General features: G+C 68.0%; 16 protein-coding genes and 4 pseudogenes. 8 read left to right on the plus strand and 12 right to left on the minus strand.

The annotated features are described in order from the left end of the window. Positions 1–153: 153 nt before the first annotated feature. The 6 genes and pseudogenes from TVNIR_RS21055 to TVNIR_RS13730 form a co-directional block, all read right to left on the minus strand. On the minus strand, positions 154–282 hold the full coding sequence (locus tag TVNIR_RS21055; RefSeq protein WP_257720600.1) for a hypothetical protein: 129 nt from the start codon (positions 280–282) through the stop codon (positions 154–156). A 597-nt stretch (positions 283–879) separates the two neighbouring features. Then, a complete protein-coding gene (locus tag TVNIR_RS13710; RefSeq protein WP_015259651.1) occupies positions 880–2,589 on the minus strand; it encodes an HAD hydrolase family protein in 1,710 nt (569 codons plus the stop codon). A 201-nt stretch (positions 2,590–2,790) separates the two neighbouring features. Continuing rightward, a complete protein-coding gene (locus tag TVNIR_RS13715; RefSeq protein WP_015259652.1) occupies positions 2,791–3,267 on the minus strand; it encodes a universal stress protein in 477 nt (158 codons plus the stop codon). 57 nt (positions 3,268–3,324) lie between these two features. Next, positions 3,325–5,640 (minus strand): IS4 family transposase, encoded by a 2,316-nt coding sequence (locus TVNIR_RS13720; RefSeq protein WP_015259653.1) that lies wholly within the window; start codon positions 5,638–5,640, stop codon positions 3,325–3,327. Positions 5,641–5,692: 52 nt separating this feature from the next. After that, positions 5,693–6,043: pseudogene (locus tag TVNIR_RS19235) on the minus strand (universal stress protein); the annotation flags it as partial. Between the two features lie 561 nt (positions 6,044–6,604). Further along, complete coding sequence (locus tag TVNIR_RS13730; RefSeq protein WP_043739771.1) at positions 6,605–7,744, minus strand: efflux RND transporter periplasmic adaptor subunit; 1,140 nt, start codon at positions 7,742–7,744, stop codon at positions 6,605–6,607. Between the two features lie 612 nt (positions 7,745–8,356). Between TVNIR_RS13730 and TVNIR_RS20040 the strand changes: the two genes are divergently transcribed. After that, complete coding sequence (locus TVNIR_RS20040; RefSeq protein ID WP_052316644.1) at positions 8,357–8,545, plus strand: helix-turn-helix domain-containing protein; 189 nt, start codon at positions 8,357–8,359, stop codon at positions 8,543–8,545. Next, positions 8,545–8,806: pseudogene (locus TVNIR_RS21305) on the plus strand (transposase zinc-binding domain-containing protein); the annotation flags it as partial. The gene TVNIR_RS20040 and the pseudogene TVNIR_RS21305, both read left to right, overlap by 1 nt. Positions 8,807–8,984: 178 nt before the next feature. Here TVNIR_RS21305 and TVNIR_RS19855 read toward each other — a convergent pair. From TVNIR_RS19855 to TVNIR_RS13750, 3 genes and pseudogenes are all read right to left on the minus strand, one after another. Next, positions 8,985–9,362 (minus strand): annotated as a pseudogene (locus tag TVNIR_RS19855) (ISKra4-like element ISTni1 family transposase); the annotation flags it as partial. A 3-nt stretch (positions 9,363–9,365) separates the two neighbouring features. Beyond that, a pseudogene (locus TVNIR_RS13745) lies at positions 9,366–9,824 on the minus strand (Druantia anti-phage system protein DruA); the annotation flags it as partial. A gap of 98 nt (positions 9,825–9,922) precedes the next feature. Beyond that, the gene (locus TVNIR_RS13750; RefSeq protein WP_043740694.1) at positions 9,923–10,528 is read right to left on the minus strand and encodes a class I SAM-dependent methyltransferase; all 606 of its coding nucleotides are present in this window, start codon (positions 10,526–10,528) and stop codon (positions 9,923–9,925) included. Positions 10,529–10,853: 325 nt separating this feature from the next. Between TVNIR_RS13750 and TVNIR_RS13755 the strand changes: the two genes are divergently transcribed. Continuing rightward, a complete protein-coding gene (locus tag TVNIR_RS13755) occupies positions 10,854–11,702 on the plus strand; it encodes an ion transporter (RefSeq protein WP_015259659.1) in 849 nt (282 codons plus the stop codon). Positions 11,703–12,007: 305 nt separating this feature from the next. Here TVNIR_RS13755 and TVNIR_RS13760 read toward each other — a convergent pair whose 3' ends face one another. Then, positions 12,008–12,937 carry a histone deacetylase family protein gene (locus TVNIR_RS13760; protein ID WP_015259660.1) on the minus strand — a complete coding sequence of 310 codons (930 nt, stop codon included), beginning with the start codon at positions 12,935–12,937 and terminating at the stop codon, positions 12,008–12,010. Positions 12,938–13,080: 143 nt separating this feature from the next. Between TVNIR_RS13760 and TVNIR_RS13765 the strand changes: the two genes are divergently transcribed. Continuing rightward, positions 13,081–15,768, plus strand: coding sequence for a bifunctional acetate--CoA ligase family protein/GNAT family N-acetyltransferase (locus TVNIR_RS13765; RefSeq protein WP_015259661.1), 2,688 nt, complete (start codon positions 13,081–13,083; stop codon positions 15,766–15,768). Positions 15,769–16,069: 301 nt separating this feature from the next. On the opposite strand, the gene arsJ is transcribed toward TVNIR_RS13765, so the two are convergent. Together arsJ and TVNIR_RS13775 are read right to left on the minus strand one after the other, a co-directional pair. Then, positions 16,070–17,290, minus strand: a complete 1,221-nt coding sequence (gene arsJ, locus TVNIR_RS13770; RefSeq protein WP_015259663.1) for an organoarsenical effux MFS transporter ArsJ — start codon at positions 17,288–17,290, stop codon at positions 16,070–16,072. Positions 17,291–17,450: 160 nt separating this feature from the next. Then, on the minus strand, positions 17,451–17,942 hold the full coding sequence (locus TVNIR_RS13775; protein WP_015259664.1) for a TspO/MBR family protein: 492 nt from the start codon (positions 17,940–17,942) through the stop codon (positions 17,451–17,453). A 281-nt stretch (positions 17,943–18,223) separates the two neighbouring features. On the opposite strand from TVNIR_RS13775, the gene TVNIR_RS13780 reads away from it, so the two are divergent. From TVNIR_RS13780 to TVNIR_RS13795, 4 genes are all read left to right on the plus strand, one after another. Next, a complete protein-coding gene (locus TVNIR_RS13780; protein WP_043739772.1) occupies positions 18,224–18,541 on the plus strand; it encodes a nucleotidyltransferase family protein in 318 nt (105 codons plus the stop codon). Beyond that, on the plus strand, positions 18,522–18,878 hold the full coding sequence (locus TVNIR_RS13785; protein ID WP_015259666.1) for a HepT-like ribonuclease domain-containing protein: 357 nt from the start codon (positions 18,522–18,524) through the stop codon (positions 18,876–18,878). The genes TVNIR_RS13780 and TVNIR_RS13785 overlap by 20 nt, the downstream gene beginning before the upstream one ends. Positions 18,879–19,143: 265 nt before the next feature. Next, positions 19,144–20,349 carry an efflux RND transporter periplasmic adaptor subunit gene (locus TVNIR_RS13790; RefSeq protein ID WP_015259668.1) on the plus strand — a complete coding sequence of 402 codons (1,206 nt, stop codon included), beginning with the start codon at positions 19,144–19,146 and terminating at the stop codon, positions 20,347–20,349. Next, positions 20,349–23,438, plus strand: coding sequence for an efflux RND transporter permease subunit (locus TVNIR_RS13795; RefSeq protein WP_043740697.1), 3,090 nt, complete (start codon positions 20,349–20,351; stop codon positions 23,436–23,438). Before TVNIR_RS13790 ends, TVNIR_RS13795 begins: the two co-directional genes overlap by 1 nt. Positions 23,439–23,605: the final 167 nt, after the last annotated feature.

Here is a 23,605-nt window from a genome sequence, read left to right on the forward strand (position 1 = left end):
AGGCGCAGCCTCTCCCTCGTACCCATCTAGCGTATCGCCTCGTTCGGCCACACCGATGGGCGTAGCATTCAAGCGCTTCGCGCACCACCAGACAGTCGGTAGGGCTCACCTTATCGACGATCGACAGAAAACCCCGGTTGGTGCAGCTCCACCTCAGGAGACCTCCAGTGTGTCCAGGATCGCCTGGTCGTTAGGATGGCAGGCCACCGTGCGCAAATGGGCACGCGGTACCAGAAGCACCGCCTGCGACTCCCAGCCCATCGCGCTCGGGGTGCCGCCCATGCGCCGCGCCCGATAATAGCGGGTGAAACTCTGTGAGCGCGGCACATCGCACAGAAACGTCGCCAGTCCACCACCAGCCCCGACTCCTCCCACGCCTCGCACCGCGCCGTTTGTTGCAAACTGGCACCCGGAACCGGCCTGCCCTTGGGAAAGGTCACCGCGTAGCCGCCGACCTAATTGGTCGGCGCCACCAACCAGAACCGACCGTCCGTCTCCTCGATCACCACCCCGGCCACCGGCTTGAGGCCTGGTGCGCATGTGAAGGCGGGTCCGTCAATGTCGGATCCCTCGGCCGGGCTCCCGGGCACGAACGGGATGCCGTTCAGTTCCCGCCGGCACGGGTCCACCAGGGACCACACAGGCCACCGTGAGTGGATCGGACCACGTCGACAGGGGAGTGGCGACGGTCGGCTTCCAGATGGCCACCAGTTTGCCGCGGCGGTCCCGTTGGGGATGGTAGTGTTTCACCAATGCTCCTACCTCTCAGTGGGACGGATCCGACCGCTGCGCCTCGACCTCGGCCAGAGGCGCTCACCCTCGCACCGCTTTCGGCGTGATACGTGGGACCCTGCTTGTCTCGCAAGTCGCCCCGCAGGTTCATTCGGGCAGGGTGTAGCGGGCCTGGACCAACTCGGTGAGCATCTGCCGTGTCTGAGCCGGCGGCAGGTCCGTGCGCCGTTCGAAACGTTGTGTCTCCTCGGCTAGGAACTCGTCCCTGACGGCGTGACGAAACCAGCGCGAGTAGTCACCGCGGCGCAGGCGAAACAGCCAGGTCTCTTCGTCGATGCCCTGCGCGATCTGACAGAAGATGGCGAGGTTCTGCGCCTTCAGGTTGTGGCGCCCGTCGGGGCCGCGGAAATAGAAGCTGTGCCAGCGCAGGTCGCCCTCGGCGTACTTGCGGTGATGGCGCATGCGCTCCGCGCGCCCGGGCATGGGCCGCACGGCGAAGGGGAGCTTGGCGTCGCTGACAAACCAGGCGACCACTTGGTCCGCCTCCCGACTCAGGTCTTCGGGCCAGGGGACCGCGCGACCCGTGGCCCGGCCGAACCTGGCGAGCGTGTCCTGAGGGGAGGCGCCGATGGCGATCACGATGTCGATGGGCGCCAGGATCTCCGGTGCGACATGCTCCGGGTGCACCGTCACCAGCAAGGTTTCGCCGAGTCGCTTGGGCAGCGCGGACCCCGTGTGTCCCCAGGTGTCCGGGAGCATGTGGTGGGCTTCATCGAGCACCAGCCAGTGCGGCCGTCCGGTTCGCGCCCGCAGCGCTTGCAGGTTGGGAACGAGTTGCGCCAGGAACGCCGGCCGGTCGCCGAGCGGGATGCCGAGGAGGTTGATGCTCAGATTGAATTTCGGATCCTCGAGGATCGAGAGAATCTCCGTGACACTCGGAGCGCGCCACTGGTTGCCGAGTGCCACGACATCCCCGAGCGTGCCGTAGTCGCCTTCCGGGTCGACGATGCAGACCTGGAAGTCCTTTTCAATCAACCGTTCGATGATGCCGGCGGTGAGTGTGGACTTGCCGCTGCCCGATGGACCCGCGACGAGCATGTTGTGGCCGAATGGTGGCAGGTTGACCATCGTTCCGTCCGCTGCCGTGCCGAGCGGGATCAGGTGCTGTTCGAGCCTGCCGTCCAGTCGGTGCAGGTCGTCGGCAATCACTTCGTCGATCACTTCGATGACTCCGCTGCCGTTTTCGGCCTTCGTGACGAAGGTTGCGGCGGCCTTGAGGGACGGCACTGCATTGGCCACCGCCGCGGAGCACTCGCACAAATCGAGAAACGAGTGGTCGTTCTCGGCGTCACCGACACCCACCACCTCGTGACGCGAAAGCCCGAGCTTGCGCAACGCGCGTTCCAGGCCCTTCGCCTTGTTGATGCCAGCCGGCAACACCGTCAGGGCGTCACGGTTGCCGATCACCTGCGCCTCCAGCCCGAGTTCCCAGATGACGTCCTGCACAGCCGCCCGATGCGCCGCATGGGTCCCCACGAGCACCTGCCCGATCTCGAGGGGTTCCACGCCGCGTTCCTGCAGTCCCTTGATCAGAAGCTTCGGCGGCGGGTTGGCAAGGTGATGTTCCTCCCGGGTCGCGGGGTTGTAGACGACGGCGCCGTTCTCAGCGACGACCAGATCGAAAAGTCGTGCGCAGGGGCAGACCGACAGCAGGTCGTCCACGCGTCGTCCCGTGACGAGAATCGCCCGCCGCCCCGACTTCCTCAGCCGTTCGACGGCACGAACCGTGTCCTCTGAAATCCGGTCACGGGAGGCGAGTGTTCCGTCGTAATCTGCCGCCAGCGCGAGGTAGTGCATACGCTCACCGCCATCCTGTGCTACCGGAGTATAGGCAGGAACGGTGCCCCACCTCTCCGGACGCCGTCGGCCTCATGGTCTCTCCAGCGTGTCCGGGCACGGGGCAGCCATAGGAGATCACAGGGCGCCTCGGGGGTGTCCGCTCGTTACTCGCCTGGAGCTCGCCGTCCGTGCCGGGCGAACACTCAGGACCGACCGTGGTCAGCCGTTGCCGGGCACCACCAGCGTCAGGCACCGCGCCTGCTGGCAGACGGCCTCCGCGGTGCTGCCCAGCAGCCGCTCCGCCAACACGTTGTGACCGCACCGCCCGAGAATCACAAGATCCACGTCGTGTTCCTGCGCCACCCGCGCGATCTCTGCCGAAGGCCGGCCCCGGCCCAGCAGTTCCGCATCGAAGACATGCTCCCCGGCACGTTCGGCCAACGCCGACACATGGTCTTCGATCGTCTGGCGTTCCCCGGCATATTCGCGCTGGTCCACCCAGCCGCCGACTGACACCACCAACGCGCTGTCACAGTGTCGAAGCAGTTCCAGGAAGGCGGCCTCGGCGGCACCCGCGGCCGGCGAACAATCGGTCGCCAGTAGTAGCCGCGAGACCGGCACCGCCGGCAGATCCACTGAGGGGTCGGTCGGTGTCAGCAGCACCGGACGGTCGGCCCCGCGGATGAGTTCCTGCACCGTGCTACCCCTGCCCATTACCCACAAATGGCGCAGACCAATCGATGCAGGGCAGTGTCATCCGATTTCATCTCTCAGGGCGTAGGCGAAGGACATGGTGGTGAGTTTGGCGTAGCCGTGCCACATCAGTTGGTGGCCAGGCGGCGGATCGTGATTGCGGTTGGTGTACCCACCGAGGATAGCGACTTCGCGGACAGCTGCCCGGAGGCTGCTGGGGCGAGGCCGGCGCCGGGACTGCGCGTAGTCGCCGAGCACCCGCAATTCGACGTCCGAGAACAGCAGTTCCGGTGGCAGCTCCGGGGCCTCCCGTCCCAGCAGGGTCATCAGCATCACCCGCCAGGCGATGACCAACCGGATCGCGATGGCGCGTTCCAGACGCTCGACGCTGTGGTGGCCGAGCTCGTCGATCTTGCAACCCGATTTCAGCACCCGGTGCCAGTCCTCGATGCGCCAGCGCAGGCGGTACCAGCGCAGAATCTCGGCGGCCTGTTCGGCCGAGGCGACGGTCAGGGTGGTGAGCACGAACCACTCAAGCGGCTTTTCCCCTTTCGGCGGATCCCGTTCCAGCGCGTGCACCACGGTCAGTTCCAGGGTGACCGGCTGATCGGCATCGGCGGGTGTGCCACGGAGCGTGACCGGGGTGTAGCGCAGTTCCAGTTCCGCGGTCCGTGCCGCCCGACCCAGGCGGGCGGGGCGCTTGCTGGTCTTGGTGCGCAGGCTCTGCCCGTCGACCTGGAGTTCGACCGACCCGCGGCTCGCCGTCGCCCGAGCGACGTCGAACAGGCGCCGCCCGTCGGCAAGCCGGCGGTTGTGCTGGGCGCGGATCACCAGCTCCACCGCGGGGTGACGCTGCTGCTCGACATAGAGCTCGAACGCATCGGCCTCCCGGTCGGCGACACTGATCACCCGGGTATTGGGGAGGGTCGCCGCCAGTGCCGCTGCATCGCGCAGACCGGCGATCCAGCGGAAGCTCTTTTTCTCTTCCTGCGCCGGTTCCGCGTCGCCCCGCGGCTGCGGCGCCTCGAACTGCGCTTGCAGCACGCCCAGCGGCAGCCCGTCGGCGTTGACCGCCAGCGTCGAGTGCAGATGCAGCCCCAGACTCTCGGCACCGGTTTGGTTGCGGCCGATGACCCCGACGCCGCGCGTCTGCGGGCGGGTGGTGAAGTTCAGATCGGTGCCATCCTGCAGGCACAGCACCGTTGCCTGCGCCTGCATCCGGCGCTGCGTGCACGCCCGATGCGGCGCCAGGATATGCTCCGGCGTCACGTCGGAGTCCTCCGGCTGGTCGATCAGCCGGTAGTAGCCCTTCACCGCCGCCCAGTCGTCGCGGGCCACCGCGGTGAACGCGCGCAGCGGATCCTCGCCCTGGCGCCGGGCGCTGTCCACCAGTCGTTTCGTCAATCGCTTGTCCCCCAGGGGCGCACCCCCGAACTCGTGTTCAGCCCACTGCTGCGCATCCAGACCCTCGGCGGGTTCCAGCGGCGTGTCGCCTCGTGCCGGTGCCGGACCGACGCCCAACCGTGCGCGCCAGTCGGGTTCGAGTTCATAGACATAGATCGCCTTGCGTGTCTCTTCCGCGGCGTGGCCGCGATCCTGGCGACCCCGGCCACAGGTCTCGCCCACAAAACGCCAGTTCGACGCCCGCAGGCTGACCCCGGTGTGCGGAGGCTCGATGAAGGTCTCCACCAGCCAGGGACGATACCCATGGCAGGCCTCGAAGTCAGCCCCCAGCCGCCGAAACGCCCGACCCAGTGTCCACGAGGCGAGGTTCCGACAGGAAACGCCCGGACGCAGCAGGAACCGATTCAAGCCAACAACACGATGCCGATGGCGTTCCCGCAGCGCCGGATCCCAGCCGATCCAGGCATCGCGGGCGGCCAGCTGTAGTGCCGACGCCGCGAACCCCAGCGCCCCCAGCCAGCCCTGTGCCGAACCCACCAGATAGCGCACCTGCGCGCCCACCAGCGGCCCCATCCCGCGCGGGTGCTCACGCGCCATCAGCTCATTCCAGAGCGCCCGGTGTTCGGCGGTGTCCACCCGTACCAGCTCCAGGCCCTCCAGCTCGGTGACCTCGCGGCCCACGCCTTGCGGTGCCGGCACCGCCTCCCCCAGACGCCGGCCCTGGCCCCCGCGCCCCGGGGTGCTGCGCGCAGGCGGCAGCGTGATCCGGCCTGCACGCTCCAGCGCCCGCAGCGCCTTCAAACAGCCCGCCCGCTGCACGCGCCCACGCGCATCGAGAAAACCCAACGTGGCACAGACCCGGTCCGCAAGCCCCGTGCGGTGCAACTCCGGCGCTTCCCGGATCAGCGCCTGCACCCGAGCCAGGTTCGCCGGCGCGCTCAACGTGCGCTTGATCTGGCTCTGCTCCCACATGCCCGGCACGGTACCCGGCCGGCAGGCGTTTGTCCAGCACTAGATGTGGGTATAGGGCAGTGCTACCCAGCAGCACATCATCCAGGGTGCGGTGGCCGTGGGCCCCGGCCAGAATCACGCCGGCGCCCCGTTCTTGCGCCACGCGCACGAGTTCTTCGACCACCGGACCGGTTCCGACCACCGTGTCCAGCTCGAAGCCCTTCCCGTGCAGTGCCGCTGCGGCCTCCTCGAGCCGCTTCGCGGGCCCCCCGACCTTCTCTGCTTCCTCTTCGTCCCGCGCGCCCCCGCGTACATGGACCAGAGTCAGCCGGTTGCACCCCAGTGACCGTAGCCGTTCCGGCTGCGCCTGCAGCCGCTGCCACGCTGGAGAGAAATCCACTGCCACAAGGATATGTTCGAACATGCCTTCCTCCAGAACCACTTGGCAGAGCCTGCGTCGCCGGCCCCGGGCATTCGCGACACGGGCGCGGATGCCGTGCATTCCCCCTTTCTTATAGCTTCCGAAATCGCCCGACGCGTACTGCGGGGTCGACCGCCCTGGCGTGTCGCGCCCGGTATAACGCGCGCCCCTGATGATCCCCGTGATTCCCGACGCGGCCGCGCGCGGGCCGCGGTGTTCAGGGTCTCCGGCGCTCCTCGTGCTCTCGCTGCCGTTCGACCACCGCCCAGAGGCGGCCTTGCATCTCGGTGAACAGGCCGATGACGTCATCCATCGTCAAGATTCCGACCAGCGCACCGTCGGCGTCTACTACCGGCAAATCGCCACGCACCTGATCCAGAAGGCGGGGTTCTCACGTAACCCGGCACAGACTCGCGCGGTCACGCTGATGGATAGCGCACATCCCTGTGCGCCACCCTTCGGGCGACCGGCCCTGTGCGGGCCGGTCAGCCCGCACCCTCGTCGGGTCCGGTTGCGACTCAGGCCGTTCGGCCCTAGCGAAAACGGGGCCCGTCGACCGTGGACTCACGCCGCGGAATCGACGCGCTCGCCGGAGCGGATGGTGGCATAGGGCGAGTCCAGAATGCGCTCACCCGCTTCGAGCCCCGTGAGCACTGTGACCATGTCACCCTGAACGGAACCGAGCCGCACCATCCGGACACGGGCCGTGCCATCCGCCTCCACCACGGCGACGCGGGGAAGGGCGCCCCCGGGAATGATCGCGGACAATGGAATGCGGACCAAGCCCGGCGTGGTGTCCGTTCCCGGGATATGCACATCCGCATACATACCCGGTCCTCCGGGAACACCGCGCGGAAGGTCGAACTTCACCGTCACCGTGTGCCGCTGCGGATCGGCGATCGGGAAGATCTGCGCCACACGCGCGTCGACCTCGGTCTTGCTCACGTCCAGCGTCACCCGGACCATGTCCCCGACCCGAAGCCGGGCGACGAGCCGCGCGGGGATGTCGGCCTCGACGCGGAGGACTTCAACGTGACCGAAGCTGACCAGCGGCTGGCCCGGCTGCACCGTGTCGCCCTCCTCCACATGCTTGCGCATGATCAGCCCCGAGGACGGTGCGACGGAACGGGTGTCCCGGATGGCCGAGTCGATCTCCTCGAGTCGCGAGCGCGCCTCTTTCCAGCGCGATGCAGCCTGGTCGATCCCGATATACCGGGAATAGAGATCCGCGTGCCGGTCCACCGCAGGGTCACCCATACCGGCCATCGCACCCATCGGACGCGTGAAAAACTGATCGAACATTGCGGGCATGCCCATGCCCGGCATCTGGCCGATGTTCCGGGCACGCGGCGACGCCACCTCCCGGCCATACTGCATCTGTGCCTCGCGCATCGCCGCCTCGGCCGAGCGCATCTCCGCGAGAGCCTGCTGACGCTGTGCGACCAGGCGCTCGTCGCTGATCGCGACCAGCACCTCGTCACGATCGAAGAAGTCCCCCTCGGCACCCGCGACCAGCGTCACGCGCCCCCCGATCTGGGCCGTCAGGGCAACCTCGCGAAACGGCACCACGGTACCGCTGACCGTCTGTTCACCCGCCGCCGCGGCTTCCACGGTGATCACCGGCCCGAACTGGGCCTGCGAAATGCCTGCGAACAGGAGGGTTGCTGCAGCGAGGGCAGCGGAGAGCGCTCTGTTTGAAATCATGGTCACTTTCATGTCGAAAATCTGGAATGCAGCCTGTGAAACACCAATGCTATAAGTATATCCACAACTACTTATGCACTACGAGGGGAATGACAGGGGAAGAAGGGGTGAATGAATCCGGTACCCGGCCAGTGCTGCAACAGTGTGCGGGCGAGTCGGGAACAAAGCAGAGTTGAGCACCTGTGGGCACTGGCAGTTCCTTGGAAACGCATTGCAGCTGTTGCAATGTCGCTGCCATACTGCCGGCAGGTTTTCGAGGGTCCAGCCACCGTGACAGCTGACCCATGTCTCGACCTGACTCGGGGCGTGGTGGAACACAAGCGGATTCCGCTCCGATCTCTACTACCGGCTCGCCGGAGTGACGGTCCACCTGCCTCCCCTGCGCGAACGGCGGGAGTATATGGCCGTCTGCATCGATCGCTCGGCGCGGCACTACCGGCTGAAAGCTGCGGCGGACCTGCGCACGCACCTGTTCGAACGGTCCTGGCCGGGCAATTTCACGGAACTGCGGCATGTGCTCGATGCGCTCCGGCTCGCGGCGGGCGCATCGGGCTCGCGGACTTGCCGGAAGACTCTGCCCCCGTGGCCCGAGTTCTGGACCCTGATCTCGGCATGGCCGGCAATGGCACCGATCCCCTCCCCTTTTCCGCGGAAGAACGCAGGGAACGTGAATCGTTGGGGGCGACCCTCGCCGCACACCATAGCAACAGGACACTGGCCGCGCGCCACCTCGTGATCGACCGCGCCACGATCTGGCGCAAGCTGCACCGCCTTCGCCTGATCCCGGAAGGTTCTCGCTGATGCGTGACCCTTTCCGTCAAATTGCCGCCGCCCTCGAACGCGCCCGCCTGACCACCGTCATCGATACCTTCCATGCCGACCTGCGCGCCCAGTACGGAGACCGCCTCCTGCCCAGCAATCATCGGGCACTGCCGGCGATGCGCGCCCGCCGCAGCGCGCTCAGCCCGCGCATGCAGGTGCGGTGCGACGGCTGTGCCGAACAACGCTTCGTGCCACATTCCCGCGGCCACCGCGCCTGTCCCCACTGTCAGCACCACGAAAATCCGATCACCGAAGCGCGTGTGCTGGCTGTCCGCTCCGGGCCCGACAAGGGACGGTCAACCGCGCAAACCGTGCCCGCTCAGGGTCGCGACCCGTCAGTGGCAGTGGACGGCCCAAACCCGCTACCCACCTGCGGACCACGACGGGCAGCAACCTGGTTGCAAGCAGCCACCGGTTCTTCGTGCAGCGGGTGAAAGCCGACCCGGCAGTCGGTGCAGTAGAAGTACCCGCGCTCCAGGTCGACCGGCCCCTGCAGGGTGTTGCCGTGCTTGGGATCCCGGCGCTTGCGCCGGATCGGTTTACCGCAGCACGGACACCGGGCCTGGCGCTGGTCCTTGAGATGGGCGTAGAGCGCATCGGCCAGCGATTGCAGCACGCCACCGAGCAGCTGCTGGCGGCTGCGGGTGAAATGCTGGCTCAACTCCAGCAGCGTAGGCGGCTTTTCCTGTTCGAACAGGGGCCGCATCTGCTCCAGCCATTGATCCAGTTGTTCATGAGCCATGCGGCGGACCTCCTCCAGCGGGTCGAGGTCCAGCACTCGAGCGGCGCAGCCCATCGCTTAGCCCTCCCCGCGCAGCCAGCGCCGGCTGTGCCGGTGCAAGGGATAGAGCCACACGCTTTTCGGCGCGACGCCGTGACGACGGTGGTGGCGGTCGTCGCGGCCGCGGCCGCGGGTCTCTCCCACCGCCATCCAGTTGGCGGCCCGATAGCACGCGCCGCGAAAGCGGCGGGAATCCACCAGCGTTTCGAGCAGCCAGGGCGTGACACCATACTGCGCCGGCCAATCCGCCACCACCTGCCGGGCACTCCGGGCCAGGAGGTGGCTCGCCAGGTTCGGGACCTGCGCCCAGGACAGGATCAGAAAACGGCTATTGCACAGGACATGCTGCAGGCGCGCCCGACGCTGCGCGTCGCTCCAGCCGATCCAGCGATCCCGGCCCTGCAGCCGCCAGGCGGGACTCGAGTATTGCAGGCAGCCGACCACCCCCTGTGCGGATACGGCCAGATAGCGCAGATGGGCGCCAAAAGGCTACGCTCCTCGCGATGACGGTTGGGTTGGAGTCTGCCATTTCGGAATCGCGAAGCTTCCGTGATAATGAACATGACAGAAGACCATTATTCAGCGTTTCCCAACGGCCGGACCGCGACCACCTGCACCACGGCACCGTGCCCCGTGTGCAGGCGGCCCTCATGGACCTCTCGCTCGTACTCACGCGCGTGCTCGAATTCCAGCCCGGCCAGTTCTGTGCGCAGTTCGTCCAGGGTCATCATCAGGCTTGCATCCGACGGGCCTCCCGTTCCCAGCGCGAGTTGGGCCGGAGTATAGGCCTCGAGAATCAGCCGCCCCCCCGGGCGCAGGCCCTGCACCACCTGCCGGTGCAGGGTCCGGCGCACCGGAGCCGGCAGGTGGCAGAAAATCGACACGATCAGGTGCCAGGATTCCGGCTCGATGCGATAGACGTCGAGGTCGGCGACCTCGGTGTCGATGCGCACCCCGCGCTGCACCGCAAGCCGCTTGGCCTTCGCGAGGCCGACAGGCGAGGCATCCACCGCATGCACTTCGAACCCCTGTTCTGCGAGGAACACCGCGTTGCGCCCCTCCCCCTCGGCCAAGCATAGCGCCCGGCCTTGGCGGGGCAGGTTACCCACCGCCTCGCGCAGGAATTCGTTCGGCTCGGTACCGTAGACATATTCGTCCGTCCCGTACCGCTGGTCCCAGATCATCGTCCACCTCCCGCCGCAGGTCCCCCTCGGCCCGACCACCGTCGGGGCCAATAATAGGTTACCGGCTGCAGGCGCCGCCCGGACCCACGGTGACGCGGGTGGCCAGAACCGCCCGCCCAGCACACGCCGAACGCAGTCCCGTCGTCATCGCGAGGCCGCCGGCCGCGGCGATCCATGCAGCGGCTGGGCTGCCGCGCCGCTGTGACGGACGAAAACCGCCGGTGGTCACGAGGGCCACGGGACCGTGGGGTTCCGTTGCCCCTGCGCCCGCTTTGCCCTACATTTGCGCGCGCTCCAGCATCTTCTGATATTCCAAACCAGAATGAACGAAATCACGAACCTCGTACGCGCACGCCTCACCCGCCTGGTCGAGGCGCACCTGACGCAGCGGCTGATCATCGCGCTGATCCTGCTGAACGCGGTCACGCTGGGACTCGAGACCTCGAGCACCGTGATGGGCGTGATCGGGCCGGTGATCAACGTGGCCGACACGCTGATCTTGACGATCTTCACCATCGAGGTACTGGCCAAAATGGTCGCCTACGGGCTGCGCTTCTGGCGCAACCCCTGGCATGTCTTCGACTTCTTCGTCGTCGGCATCGCGCTGATTCCAGGCACGGGCCCGTTCTCGGTGCTGCGCGTACTGCGTCTGCTGCGCCTGGTCTCGATGGTGCCGAAGCTGCGCTTCATCGTCGAGGCGCTGCTGCGGGCGATCCCCGGAATCGCTTCGATCCTCGGCCTGCTGGTGCTGGTGTTCTACGTGTTCGCGATCATCGCCACCGGGCTGTTCCGGGAAAGCCACCCGGAATGGTTCGGGACGCTCGGCGCGTCCATGTACACCCTGTTCCAGGTGATGACGCTGGAGAGCTGGTCGATGGGCATCTCGCGCCCTGTGATGGAGGTCCATGCCTGGGCCTGGGCCTTCTTCGTGCCGTTCATCCTGGTGGCAACCTTCACCGTGCTGAACCTGTTCATCGCAATCATCGTCGACGCGATGCAGCGCATGCACGAGCACCAGGTGGCCGTAGAAGAGCAGACGATCACGACCGTGGTGCACGAGGAAAATGCCAGCCTGCATGCCGAACTCGCGGCGCTGCGCGAGCAGACCGAGGCACTGCAGGAACGCCTGGTCCGCATGCAGGCGCTGCTGGAAAAACGGCAGTCTCCCTGACCCCGACGCCAGGCCCGGCACCGGCACGGCAGACTGCGGTGCGGAAGAGCGCTGCATCCTCCGCCGCGCGGCATTCGCGGCACCCACGGCAACCCCGGTGCCAGGTGGCGGATGACGGCCTTCGGCCTTTTCCGCCCTACGCATCCGCACCTCCGTTGATCTCAAAGGAGCTGCCGCTCGCGTCTCGGCGACCCGTAGACTGGGCCAAGTGACCCTGCATGGCTGCGTGCCAGCCAAGGGCAACGGGGATCCGGCAGGAACCGTGGCCGCACCGGGAGCCCGGGCAAAATGCGCGTCGCCCCGAGTCAGGTTTCCGACAGCACCTTGAGGTGGGCCGCGACGCTGCGGCCCAGCGCCGAGAGGTTGTACCCGCCCTCGAGCACCGAGACCAGACGCCCGTCGCAGTGCCGTTTCGCGATGTCGTACAACGCGCCGGTGAGCCACGCGTAGTCCGACTCGACCAGCCGGAAGCCCGCCAGGTCGTCCTCGAGGTGGCCATCGAAACCGGCCGACACCAGGATCAACTCCGGCCGGAACGCCTCCAGTGCCGGCAGCCAGTGCTGTTCCACCGCCGCCCGCAGCGCCGCGCCATCGGTGCCGGCAGGCAGCGGCAGATTCAGGATATGGTCGCTGACCGTGTCGGCCCCGCTATGCGGATAGAACGGATGCTGGAAACTGGAACAGAAGAGCACGCGCGGTTCGTCGCGGAAGATGTCCTCGGTGCCGTTGCCGTGATGCACGTCGAAGTCCGCGATTGCGACCCGCGACAGGCCGTGACCTTCCATGGCATGGGCGGCACCGACCGCAACGTTGTTGAACACGCAGAACCCCATCCCGTAATCGGCCCCGGCATGGTGCCCCGGTGGGCGAACGCTGCAGAAAGCGGTGTGCGTCGAATTGGCGAGCACCAGGTCCACCGCGAGCACGACCGCTCCGGCAGCATGGTGCGCCGCGTCCAGGCTGTGCTCGCCGAAATAGGTATCGCCCCCGTCCAGCGTGGTCCACTCGCCCGGCCCCGGCGCCCCTTCGGCCAACGCATCCAGGTATTCGGGGGAATGTACCCGCAACAGCTGCTCACGGCTGGCCAGCGGTGCCTCTCGATGGCGCAACCAGGGCTCGACCCCGGCCGCGATCAGCTGGTCGTCGATCGCGGACAGCCGCTCGGGGCTTTCGGGATGGTAGCCGGGTCCCCGGTGCCGGGAACAGTTCGGGTGGGAAATGAAAAAGAGTTTCATTGCACGTGCCCCATCAGGCGCGGACATCGTCTCCAGGCGCGGCACACGACTGGAGACGGGCCGCTACGTTGACTATTAGAGCAGGAGCCGATACACAAGTCTTATTGCAGCGCAGCAAACTCACTCCCCGCGCAGGACAGACCATGGGTCCCCATTATCTCAACCGCATCCTCTCCGCGCGCGGCATCGCGGTGATCGGCGCGAGCAACCGCCCCGGCTCGGTCGGGTCGCTGATCTTCCGCAACATGCTGTCGATGGGCTACGAGGGCGACCTCTACGCGGTCAACCCGAAATACCGGAAGGTGCACGGCCGCAAGAGCTATCCGGACGTGGGCGCAATCGGCCGCAACCTGGATCTGGCGGTGGTCGCAACCCCCGCCTCGGCGGTTCCCGGCATCATCCGCGAGTGCGGCCAGGCCGACGTGCAGGGCGCGATCGTGATCTCCGCCGGGTTCGTCGAGGAAGGGCCGAAAGGCGTTCGTCTGCAGGAGGCCATGCTCGAAGCGGCGCGCCAGACCGGCCTGCGCGTGATCGGCCCGAACTGCCTGGGGATCATGCGGCCGCGTCACCGGATCAACGCGACCTTCAGTCGGAACCATGCGCTGCCCGGACACCTGGCGCTGGTCTCGCAGTCGGGTGCGATCTGCACCGCGATCCTGGATTGGGCCGAGGATCAGCACATCGGGTTTTCGCTGGTGGCATCGCTCGGCGACGCGGCGGACGTCGACTTCGGCGACCTGCTCGACTTCCTGGCACTCGATCCCGAAACCCGCAGCATCCTGCTGTACGTCGAAGGGATCCGCCATTCGCGGCGGTTCATCAGCGGCCTGCGCGCCGCAGCGCGGATGAAGCCGGTGATCGTGATCAAGTCCGGCCGGTACGCGGAGGGCTCGCGCGCCGCGATGTCCCACACCGGTGCGCTGGTCGGCGCCGACGACGTGTTCGATGCCGCGCTGGAACGGGCCGGTGCGGTACGCGCCCAGACCGTTCAGCAGATGTTCTCGGCCGCGAGCATCCTGTCCAGCGGCGCGCGGGTCCGCGGCAACCGCCTGGCCATCGTGACCAACGCCGGCGGCCCCGGCGTGATGGCCACCGACCGCGCGGTGGAGCTGGACGTGGCCATGGCCGAGTTCGGCGCCACCACCATGAAGCGACTCGATGCCGCGCTGCCGCCGCACTGGTCGCATTCGAACCCGGTGGATCTGCTCGGCGACGCCGACCCTGCCCGCTACGACGCGGCCCTGGCCGCCTGCCTGGAAGACCCCAGCGTCGATGGCCTGCTGGCGATGCTGACCCCCCAGGCGATGACCGACTCCGACGCATCCGCGGAAACCGTGATCCGCGCGGCACAGCGCGTCGCACAGGGCAAGCCGGTGCTCACCTGCTGGATGGGCGGCAAGCAGGTGGAAAAGGCGCGCGATCGCTTCTGCACCGAAGGCCTGCCTCATTTCATCACCCCCGAGGCCTCGGTGGAGGCGTTCGCCTACCTGACCGCGCACCAGCGCAACCAGCGACTGCTGCTGCAGGTGCCCGGACCGCTCAGCGACCGCAGCCCCGCCGACGTGGAAGGCGCGCGCATGATCATCGAAGGGGCGCTCGACGAGGGCCGCAAGGTGCTCGGCACGATGGAATCCAAGGCCGTGCTGGCCGCGTTCCGGATTCCGGTCACGCAGACCGTGCAGGCGCACACCGCCAGCGAAGCGCTGGTCGCCGCGAGCACCTTGGGCTACCCGCTGGCGATGAAGATCGCCTCCCCCGACATCACGCACAAGTCCGATGTCGGCGGCGTGCGTCTGAACATCACCACTGCCGAGGCGGTGCGCAAGGGGTTTCTGACCACCATGCAGGAAGCACGCGAGGCGCGGCCCGACGCGCGGCTCGAGGGCGTGACGCTGGAGCGCATGTACCGCAGCCATTACGGGCGCGAACTGATGGTCGGCGTGCTGCGCGACCCGGTGTTCGGACCCGTGATCAGCTTCGGGTCGGGCGGAACCTCAGTCGAGGTGCTGCATGACCGGGCGGTCGCGCTGCCGCCGCTGAACGAGACGATCATCCGCGGGATGATCGGCCGCACCCGTGTTGCGCGGTTGTTGCAGCGCTTTCGGCACATGCCGCCGGTGGACAAGCTAGCGCTGGAGCAGGTGCTGCTGCGCATCTCCGAGATGGCCTGCGAGCTGCCCGAGATCCACGAGGTCGACATCAACCCGCTGATCGTCGACGAAAACGGGCTTGCCGCGGTCGACGCCCGGGTCGTCGTCGACTTCCGCCCGAGCTCCGCCGACCGCTATGCGCACATGGCGATCCATCCCTACCCCGGGCATCTGGTCGAGACCTGGCCGATGCCGGACGGGATCACGTTGACCATCCGCCCGATTCGCCCGGAAGATGCCCAGATCGAGCAGGCCTTCGTGCGCGGCCTGTCGGACGAATCCCGCTACTTCCGGTTCATGCAGGCAGTGCATGAACTGACCCAGGAGATGCTGGTGCGCTTCACCCAGATCGACTACGACCGCGAGTTGGGGCTGATCGCGGTCGTCGAGGGCGAAGCGGGCGAGGAAAAGCAGGTCGCGGTCGCACGCTATACCGCGAACCCCGACCAGCGCAGCTGCGAGTTCGCGATCGTGGTCGCCGACGAATGGCAGGGACGCGGGATCGGCACCCACCTGATGCAGTCGCTGATGCAGGCGGCGAAGGCGCGCGGAATCGACCTGATGGAAGGCGAAGTGATCGCCGGCAACAACACCATGCTCGGACTGATGCGCCGGCTCGGCTTCTCGATTCGGCCGAACCGCGACGACGAGGGTGTGGTCGAGGTCAGCCGCGCGCTGTAGGCGGCCCGCTTCGCCGCGTAACCCCCTGGCGCGCGTCCCGATCCCATCCGCGGCCGGTTCAGCCCGCCGGTCGAACGGATGGGATTCCCTGCTGCGCGAAGCTGAAGATCGGCGCGTAACCCAGTGGGTCATGCCAGCCGTCCGCTTCAGTCCGATCCTGTTGCCACGGGATTTCTGCGGCCCGGGCGCCACGCTTGCGTCAAGCGCCCGCGAGGTGGCGGCCACGAGACCCTCGGAGACTTGCTGACGGCTTTTCCTCGGCCGTTGCCAAGGCCGGTGGGCACGCCGCGCTCAGCCGCCCCTAAGACTGGCGCAGAGATCGCGAGCCGTGGGTGCGCGGAAGCAGCGCGGAGAGCATCCAGGCGGCGAACACGAAGGCAGTGGATGCGATCAGGCAACCGATCAGACCGTGGGTCATGAAGATCCAGCCCGACAGCACGGTGCCCACGAGCCGCCCACCGGCGTTGGCCATGTAGTAAAAGCCGACCTTCATCGCGACCCGGTCCGCTTCGGCGTAATCCAGGATCAGGAACGAGTGCACCGCCGAGTTGATCGCGAACACGATGCCGAAGACGCCGAGGCCGATGATCAGCACCGCGCCTGGGTGCAGCCCCGCCTCCAGCGCGATCACGATGCCGATCGGGATCAGCATCAGCACCAGTGCCCAGAACCGCGCGGTCAGTCCGGTCGGATCCACGCCCCGGCGAGCGAGCAGCGACGGCACCGCCGCCTGCACGATGCCGTAGCCGATGATCCACAACGCCAGGAACGCGCCGACCTGCAGGTGGTTCCAGCCCAGCGTCGCCGAAAGAAATACCGGCAGCGCGACCACGAACCAGACGTCGCGGGCGCCGAACAGGAAAAACCGCGCCGCCGAAAGCACGTTGATCGCCGGGCTGTTCGCGAACATCTGGGTGAACTTCGGCTTGCCGCCGACGCGGCCGAGCCCGCGGGGCAGGCCCAACGCCGCCAGCGTCAGGCTCGCCACCAGCAGCGCGGCCAATGCGACCAGCGCGCCCCGAAATCCCACTGTGTACAGCAACGCCGCTCCGACGAAGAAGCCCAGCCCCTTCAGCGCATTCTTCGAACCCGTCAGCCAGGCGACCCAGCGGAACAGTCGCCCCTGCACATCGCCAGCGACCAGCTTCACGCCGGATTTCGCGTTCATCTTGTTCAGGTCTTTCGCGATGCCCGACAGCGCCTGGGCAAACATCACGTAGGCGACCGTGAGCCAGGCCTCGGGCACCGTGAGCATCAGCAGTGCCGCAATCTGCAGCAGCGTTCCCGAAATCAGTGTCGTGTTCAACCCCAGCCTTGCCGCCAGCCAGCCGCCGGCGAGGTTGGTCACGATGCCGAAGAACTCGTAGAACAGGAACAGCAGCGCGATCTCCAGCGGGCTGTAGCCGAGCTGGTGGAAGTACAGCACCACCAGCATCCGGATCGCGCCGTCGGTGATCGTGAACGCCCAGTAGTTCGCGGTGATGCGGGCGTACGCGGCCAGGCCGAGTGTCGATGGGTTCATCGCGGATCACCCGCCACATTCCGAAGACCCGGAGGGGGTGGATGCAGCCCGGGCCGTCGGCGGCCACGGATGGCCGCCGTCGAGCGCCCACGGAGGGCTCGAGCGCGCCCGGGCTGCGTCCACCGCCTTCGGGTCCAAGCACGGCGTGCGGCAAGGTTCATCAGTTCAACACCCAGAATGCGTGGTTCAGGAAAGCCGCGAAGCCAACCCAGGCCAGGTACGGCAGCAGCAGCGCCCCTGCCAGGCGGTCGAGGCGCCAAAACAGCACCAGCGTAGCGAGGATCGCGAACCACAGCACGACGATCTCGAACAGCGCGAGTCCGATCTGCTGGAAGCCGAAAAAGAGGAACGACCAGAGCAGGTTCAGCGCCAGCTGCACCATGAACAGACCGAGCGTCCAGGGCGCGCGCCGGAAACCGTGCGCGCGCCAGATCCGCCAGGCCGCGTAGGCCATCATCACGTAAAGGGCCGTCCACACCGGTCCGAACACGGCGTTCGGCGGCGCGAACTCCGGCCGCACCAGCTGCGGGTACCAGTCGGCGACCGAGGTTCGCGTGACCAGGCCGCCGATGATCGCGACCACCAGCACCAGCGCCAGCCACAAGACCAGCCCGCGCAACTCCCGCCAGGACAGCGCATCGCCTCGGTTCATCGGATTCCCCCCTGTCGTCGCGTTGCCCGGACCACCCGGCTGCGACATTTCGACCCGAACCGATATGGTACCGCCCCGGCGTTCCCCGGAGGAGGCGAAGCAGCTCGGCCGTCAGGAGAATCGCCCCGTCGAAGCGCCAGATCGGCGAGAGGGCTCGCCTACACGCGAACAGATCGCGCGGAGCTCTTGTGATGATCAACTTTGTTGCCGCTGTGTGTCGTTTGCCCGGGTACGGCGTGGTGAGTAGAGTGTTAACAAGCTGAGGCTGCGAGAGGAGTGCCGTGACCGCACGATGTGATACCCGGGACGATGTGCTCCGCATCCTGAAGCAGTCCAGGGATGAGCTGCGCGCGCTCGGGGTGCGGCGGGTGGGCCTCTTCGGCTCGTTCCGACGCGGCGACGCCCAGTCTGCCAGCGACGTCGATCTGCTCGTCGAGTTCGAACCGGGCGAGAAGACCTTCGACCACTTCCTGGCACTTTCCGGCCTGCTCGAGGAGGCGATGCAACGGCCGGTGGATCTGGTCACGCCGGAGGCGCTGAGCCCCCATGTCGGTCCGCACATCCTCAGGGAAGTGGAGTATGTCCCGCTCGTCGCTTGAGTTTCTGCGACACATCCTCGACGAGCTGGAGTACTTGTCGGCAGAGGCGCAAATTCTCGACCTTCGGCAGCTTCAAACCGACGCCCGTGCCAAGCGGGCAGTGGTGCGCAGCCTCGAGATCATCGGGGAAGCAGCGAAGCAGCTTTCCGAGGATCTACGCGCTCGCCATCCGGAGGTTCCCTGGCGAGCGCTGACCGCGATGCGCGACAAGATGATTCATCACTATTTCGGTGTCGACTACGAGATCGTTTGGGACGTTCTGGCGACCAAGGTTCCGGGCCTGCGGGCGCAGGTCCGGCAGGTGCTCGAAGACGAGGGGCGACTGGAAGGCGGATAGCGGGCAAGGCCGCGATCGGCATGGTCCCTGTGGGAGGCGAGCCCGCGCGCCGATTGAAGGCCGGGGACACCACCGGCGACCGGGGCTTCTGCCGGGGCCGGATCGGCCAGGGGCTGGCCTGCTACCGGGCGGGGAACGGGGGACGGCCGGTTGCACTTTCACGCCGGGTTCAGGTCCATGCTGCACAGTGGCGATGACCGCTGCCTGACAACGCGCTGCACCGACCGATGTCCGCTTCTCCCGAGATCCCGTTCCGGCTGCCCCGATGACCCGCCTGCTCCTCGCTTTCGTGACGCTCGCCGCGCTGGCCGGGGCGGGGATTTTCTGGTGGTTGGAACGCGAGCCCGAACCCGCCGGGGCTCGTCCCGCCGCGGCGGCCCGGCCGGTCGCTGTCGAAACCGTGGCGGTGCAGACGCGCGACCTCGTCCGCGAACTGTTTTTGACCGGTTCGCTGGAAGCCTCGCGGCGCATCGAGGTGATGCCGCGCCTCGGCGGCCGGATCGAGCGGATCCCGGTCGAGATCGGTGACACGGTCGTTCCCGGCGACCTGCTGCTGCAGCTCGATCCCGAGGAGTTCCAGCAGGACCTGCTGCAGGCCGAAGCGGAGTTCGCGGTCGCGCAGGCGGGCCTCGGCGAGGCGCGCGAGAGTCTGAACGCGGCGCGCCGCGAGTTGACCCGGGTGCGCGAACTGCATGGCCAGGGGATCGCTTCGGCCGCGGAACTCGAGGCGGCGCAGACGCAGGTGGCGCTGCAGCAGACACGCGTCGAGCTGGCGCAGTCGCAGCTGCGCAGCCGCGAGGCCGCACGACGCAGCACGCAGATCCGGGCGGAGTTCACCCGGGTCCGCGCCGACTGGGAGAACGGCCTGCCCCGCCATGTCGCTGAGCGTCTCGCCGACCCCGGCGCGCTGGTGGCGGCGAACACGCCGGTGCTGACGCTGGTCGCGCTGGACCCGCTGCGTGCCGTCGTTTTCGTCACCGAGGCGGACTACGGCCGGCTGCGCGCGGGGCAGCCGGTGCGCCTGCGCACCGCCGCCTGGCCCGGCGAAACGTTCACCGGTCGCGTGACCCGCATCGCTCCGGAGTTCCGCGAGGCTTCCCGGCAGGCCCGGGTCGAGATCGAGGTTCCGAACCCGGAACTGCAGCTGCGGCCGGGGATGTTCGCCGAGATCGCGATCGAGCTCGAGCGCCGGCTTGGTGCGCAGTCCGTTCCCCGCGACGCGCTGCTCCAGCGTGAAGAGGGCTTCGTGCTGTTCACCGTGGACCCCGCCACCGACCCTCCGCAGGCCCGCAGGCACCGGGTGACGCCGGGCATCCGCGACGGCGACTGGGTGGAGATCGTCGAGCCGGAGCTTTCCGGCGCGGTCGTGACGCTCGGCCAGCACCTGCTTTCCGAGGACACCCCGGTGCGCCTGCAGGGGGCCGGCGGGACGGCACCGCGCGGCAAACCCGACGCGGCGCCCGGACGATGATCAACCCCGCCCGGCTCACTGTGCACCGGCCGGTGATGACCGGCATGGCGACCCTGATCGTGATCCTGCTCGGCCTTGCCGCGCTGACCCGGCTGCCGGTGGACCTGCTCCCGGACATCACCTACCCGGTGCTGACCGTGACCACCGCCTACCCCAACGCCGGCCCCGAGGAGGTCGAGCAACTCGTGACCCGCCCGATCGAGCAGGCGGCGGCCGCGATTACCGGCGCCCGGGAGATCCGCTCGACGTCGAGCGAGGGCAGCAGCAACGTCCGCGTGCAGTTCGGCTGGGGCACCGACCTGCGCGAGGCGGTCGATGACCTGCGCGACCGGCTGGCCCGGATCGCAAGCCAGCTGCCGGAGGGGGCGGACCAGCCGCTGGTCCGGCAGTTCGACACCCAGGCATCACCGATCATGCAGCTGGGCGTGGGCAGCGCGCTCGACCCGATCCAGCTGCGCGCGCTGATCGACAACCGCATCGCGCCGCGATTCGAGCGCCTGCCGGGGGTCGCCGCGGTGGACGTCCGCGGCGGTCTCGAGCGAGAGATCCGCATCGAGGTGCATCCCGAGCGCCTGCAGGCGCTGGGCATCGGGCTGGACACCGTGCGCAGTGCGCTGCAGGAGGCCAGCGTCGTGTCCCCCGGGGGACCGGTAGTCGAAGGCCGCCGCGAGTTCCGGCTCCGCACCGAGGCGCAGTTCCGGGATCTCGAAGAGATCGCGAACACGGTGGTGCGCCGCGACGAGACCGGGCCGGTGCGGCTGTTCCAGATCGCCGACATCCGCGACACCCACCAGCGCCCGACACGGACGTTCCGGGTCGACGGCGCCGACGGGATGGTGCTCGCGATCCGCAAGCTCGCGGACGCGAACACGGTCGACGTCGCGGCGGCGGTACGCGCGGAGGTCCGCCGGATCGAGCGCGACTTTCCGCAGGTCGCGATCCAGATCCCCTCGGACGGGTCACGATTCATCTCGCGCTCGATCGCGAATCTCGGGCAGGCGATCCTGTACGGGTCGGCACTGGCTGTGCTGGTGCTGCTGGCGTTCCTGCGCAACCTGCGCTTTACGCTGGTGGCCGCGACCGCGATCCCGATCTCGGTAATCGCGACCTTCGGGCTGGTCTACTTCGGCGGCCTGACGCTGAACCTGATGACGCTCGGCGGGATCGCGCTCGGCGTCGGCCTGATGGTCGACAACGCGATCGTCGTGATCGAGAGCATCGCGCGCAACCGCGAGGAGAACCCGGGCCTCGGGATCCCCGAGGCCGCGATCAAGGGCACCGGACAGGTTTCCGCGGCGATCGTCGCGAGCACCCTGACAACGCTCGCGATCTTCCTGCCGCTGTTTTTCGCCGAGGAACTCGCCGGGCAGCTGTTCAAGCCGCTGGCGGCGGTGGTCGCGTTTGCACTGGCGGTGTCGCTGATCGCATCGCTGACACTGGTGCCGATGCTGATGGCGCGGCGGATGCTGCATTCGGCGAGCGCGGCGACCGCGACCCCGCACGGACTGGAACGCACTTACCTGCGGTTGCTGGAACCGGCGCTGCGGCACCCCTGGTGGGTGGTGCTGGCGAGCCTCGCGCTGCTGCTGTTCGCCCTGCAGGGCTACCGCGGCGTGGGCACCGAGTTCCTGCCGGCCACCGACGAGGGCGACATCCGGATCAACCTGTCGATGGAACCCGGCACGCGGCTGGAGGTGCTGGACGCGGTGACCCGCGAAGTCGAGGCGACGGTGCGCGAACGGGTTCCCGAGGCGCAGCACATGGTCACCAGCATCGGCGCTTCGGCGTTCGGTTTCGGGTCGCCAAGCTCGTCCAACCTGCGCCTGAACGTCGGCCCGCGCGATGCCCGCGACCGCTCCAGCGAGGAGATCGCGGCCGCACTGCGCCAGGCAATCGGCCAGCCGCCCGGGGTGACCGTGCGCGTACGCGCCTCCGGCGGGATCTTCATGCGCGGCTTCGGGCGCGGCGACGACACCGAGCGCCTGTCGATCGAGGTGCGGGGGTTCGACCGGGTCGCGATGAACGCGGTTGCGCTGGCCTTCGGCGAGGCGGTCGAGGACATCCCCGGCGTCACCGACGTGCGCGTGGGCGACGACGGCGGGCAGCCGGAGTTCCTGACCCGGATCGACCGCGCGCGGGCCGCGGACCTCGGCGTCGACGTGCGCAGCATCGCGCAGGCGATCGAGACCGCGATTGGCGGCTCGCGCGCCGGGCAGTTGCGGACCGGGGGCACCGAGACGCGCATCTGGGTGCAGGTGCAGGACGCCGAACACCGGCGGCTCGACGAACTGCTGAACCTGACCGTCGCCGGCGCCGGCGCCGGCGGCGAGCGCATCCCGCTGCGCAGCCTGGTGCGGTTCGAGCCGGTGATCGGGCCTTCGAGCATCCAGCGCCGCGAGCAGGCGCGCATCGCGACGCTGTTCGTGAACGTGGCGGAGCGCCCGCTGGGCGACATCGCGGCCGACGTGCGCGCGGCACTCGCCCAGATCCCGCTGCCGGACGAGGTGGACTACCAGGTCAGCGGCGACATCGAGGAGCAGGAGGCGGCGTTCTCGGAGCTGTTCCTCGGCACGGTGCTGGCGATCCTGCTCGTCTACATGGTGATGGCCAGCCTGTACGAGTCCTTGCGCGACCCGCTGATCGTGATGTTCTCGGTGCCGCTGGCGGCGATCGGCGTGGTGCTGGCGCTGCGCCTGACCGGAACCACGCTGAACGTGCAGTCGCTGATCGGAGTGATGCTGCTGGTCGGCATCGTGGTGAACAACGCGATCCTGCTGGTCGACCGGATGGCGCGGCTGCAGCGCGGCGAGGGCCGCGCGGTGCGCGACGCGGTGCTCCTCGCAGCAAGGCAGCGGCTGCGGCCGATCCTGATGACCACGCTGACGACGATCCTCGCGCTGGTGCCCTTGTCGCTCGGCCTCGGCGAGGGCGGCGAAGCGCAGGCGCCGATGGCCCGCGTGGTGATCGGCGGGCTGATCTCCTCGACGCTGATCACGTTGTTCCTGATCCCGGCGCTGTACCTGATCGTTCACCGCACCGCGACGGCAACGGCAGCGCCGGTCGTGCCGCCATCACGAGAGACGGCCTGAACCCGACGTTCCGGACCGCGGCGGTTGGGTGCCAAGGGTCATGGCGCAGGCCAACCCCGACGATAAAAGAGGCTCTTGAGAAACAAACTGCCAAAGCAACATGAAATCACTGGGTTACCAGAGTGCCGATGGTGCCCCACTGGGGTCCCCTTTTCTCTGCGAACACC

The organism is Thioalkalivibrio nitratireducens DSM 14787, assembly GCF_000321415.2.
Classification (GTDB): domain Bacteria; phylum Pseudomonadota; class Gammaproteobacteria; order Ectothiorhodospirales; family Ectothiorhodospiraceae; genus Thioalkalivibrio; species Thioalkalivibrio nitratireducens.

Coding starts and splice junctions, on each gene's coding strand:
- TVNIR_RS21055 (WP_257720600.1), bottom strand. CDS start 282: ATGGGCGGCACCCCGAGCGCGATGGGCTGGGAGTCGCAGGCGGTGCTT.
- TVNIR_RS13710 (WP_015259651.1), bottom strand. CDS start 2,589: ATGCACTACCTCGCGCTGGCGGCAGATTACGACGGAACACTCGCCTCC.
- TVNIR_RS13720 (WP_015259653.1), bottom strand. CDS start 5,640: ATGTGGGAGCAGAGCCAGATCAAGCGCACGTTGAGCGCGCCGGCGAAC.
- TVNIR_RS13730 (WP_043739771.1), bottom strand. CDS start 7,744: ATGATTTCAAACAGAGCGCTCTCCGCTGCCCTCGCTGCAGCAACCCTC.
- TVNIR_RS20040 (WP_052316644.1), top strand. CDS start 8,357: ATGGCCGGCAATGGCACCGATCCCCTCCCCTTTTCCGCGGAAGAACGC.
- TVNIR_RS13755 (WP_015259659.1), top strand. CDS start 10,854: ATGAACGAAATCACGAACCTCGTACGCGCACGCCTCACCCGCCTGGTC.
- TVNIR_RS13760 (WP_015259660.1), bottom strand. CDS start 12,937: ATGAAACTCTTTTTCATTTCCCACCCGAACTGTTCCCGGCACCGGGGA.
- TVNIR_RS13765 (WP_015259661.1), top strand. CDS start 13,081: ATGGGTCCCCATTATCTCAACCGCATCCTCTCCGCGCGCGGCATCGCG.
- arsJ (WP_015259663.1), bottom strand. CDS start 17,290: ATGAACCCATCGACACTCGGCCTGGCCGCGTACGCCCGCATCACCGCG.
- TVNIR_RS13775 (WP_015259664.1), bottom strand. CDS start 17,942: ATGAACCGAGGCGATGCGCTGTCCTGGCGGGAGTTGCGCGGGCTGGTC.
- TVNIR_RS13785 (WP_015259666.1), top strand. CDS start 18,522: ATGTCCCGCTCGTCGCTTGAGTTTCTGCGACACATCCTCGACGAGCTG.
- TVNIR_RS13790 (WP_015259668.1), top strand. CDS start 19,144: ATGACCCGCCTGCTCCTCGCTTTCGTGACGCTCGCCGCGCTGGCCGGG.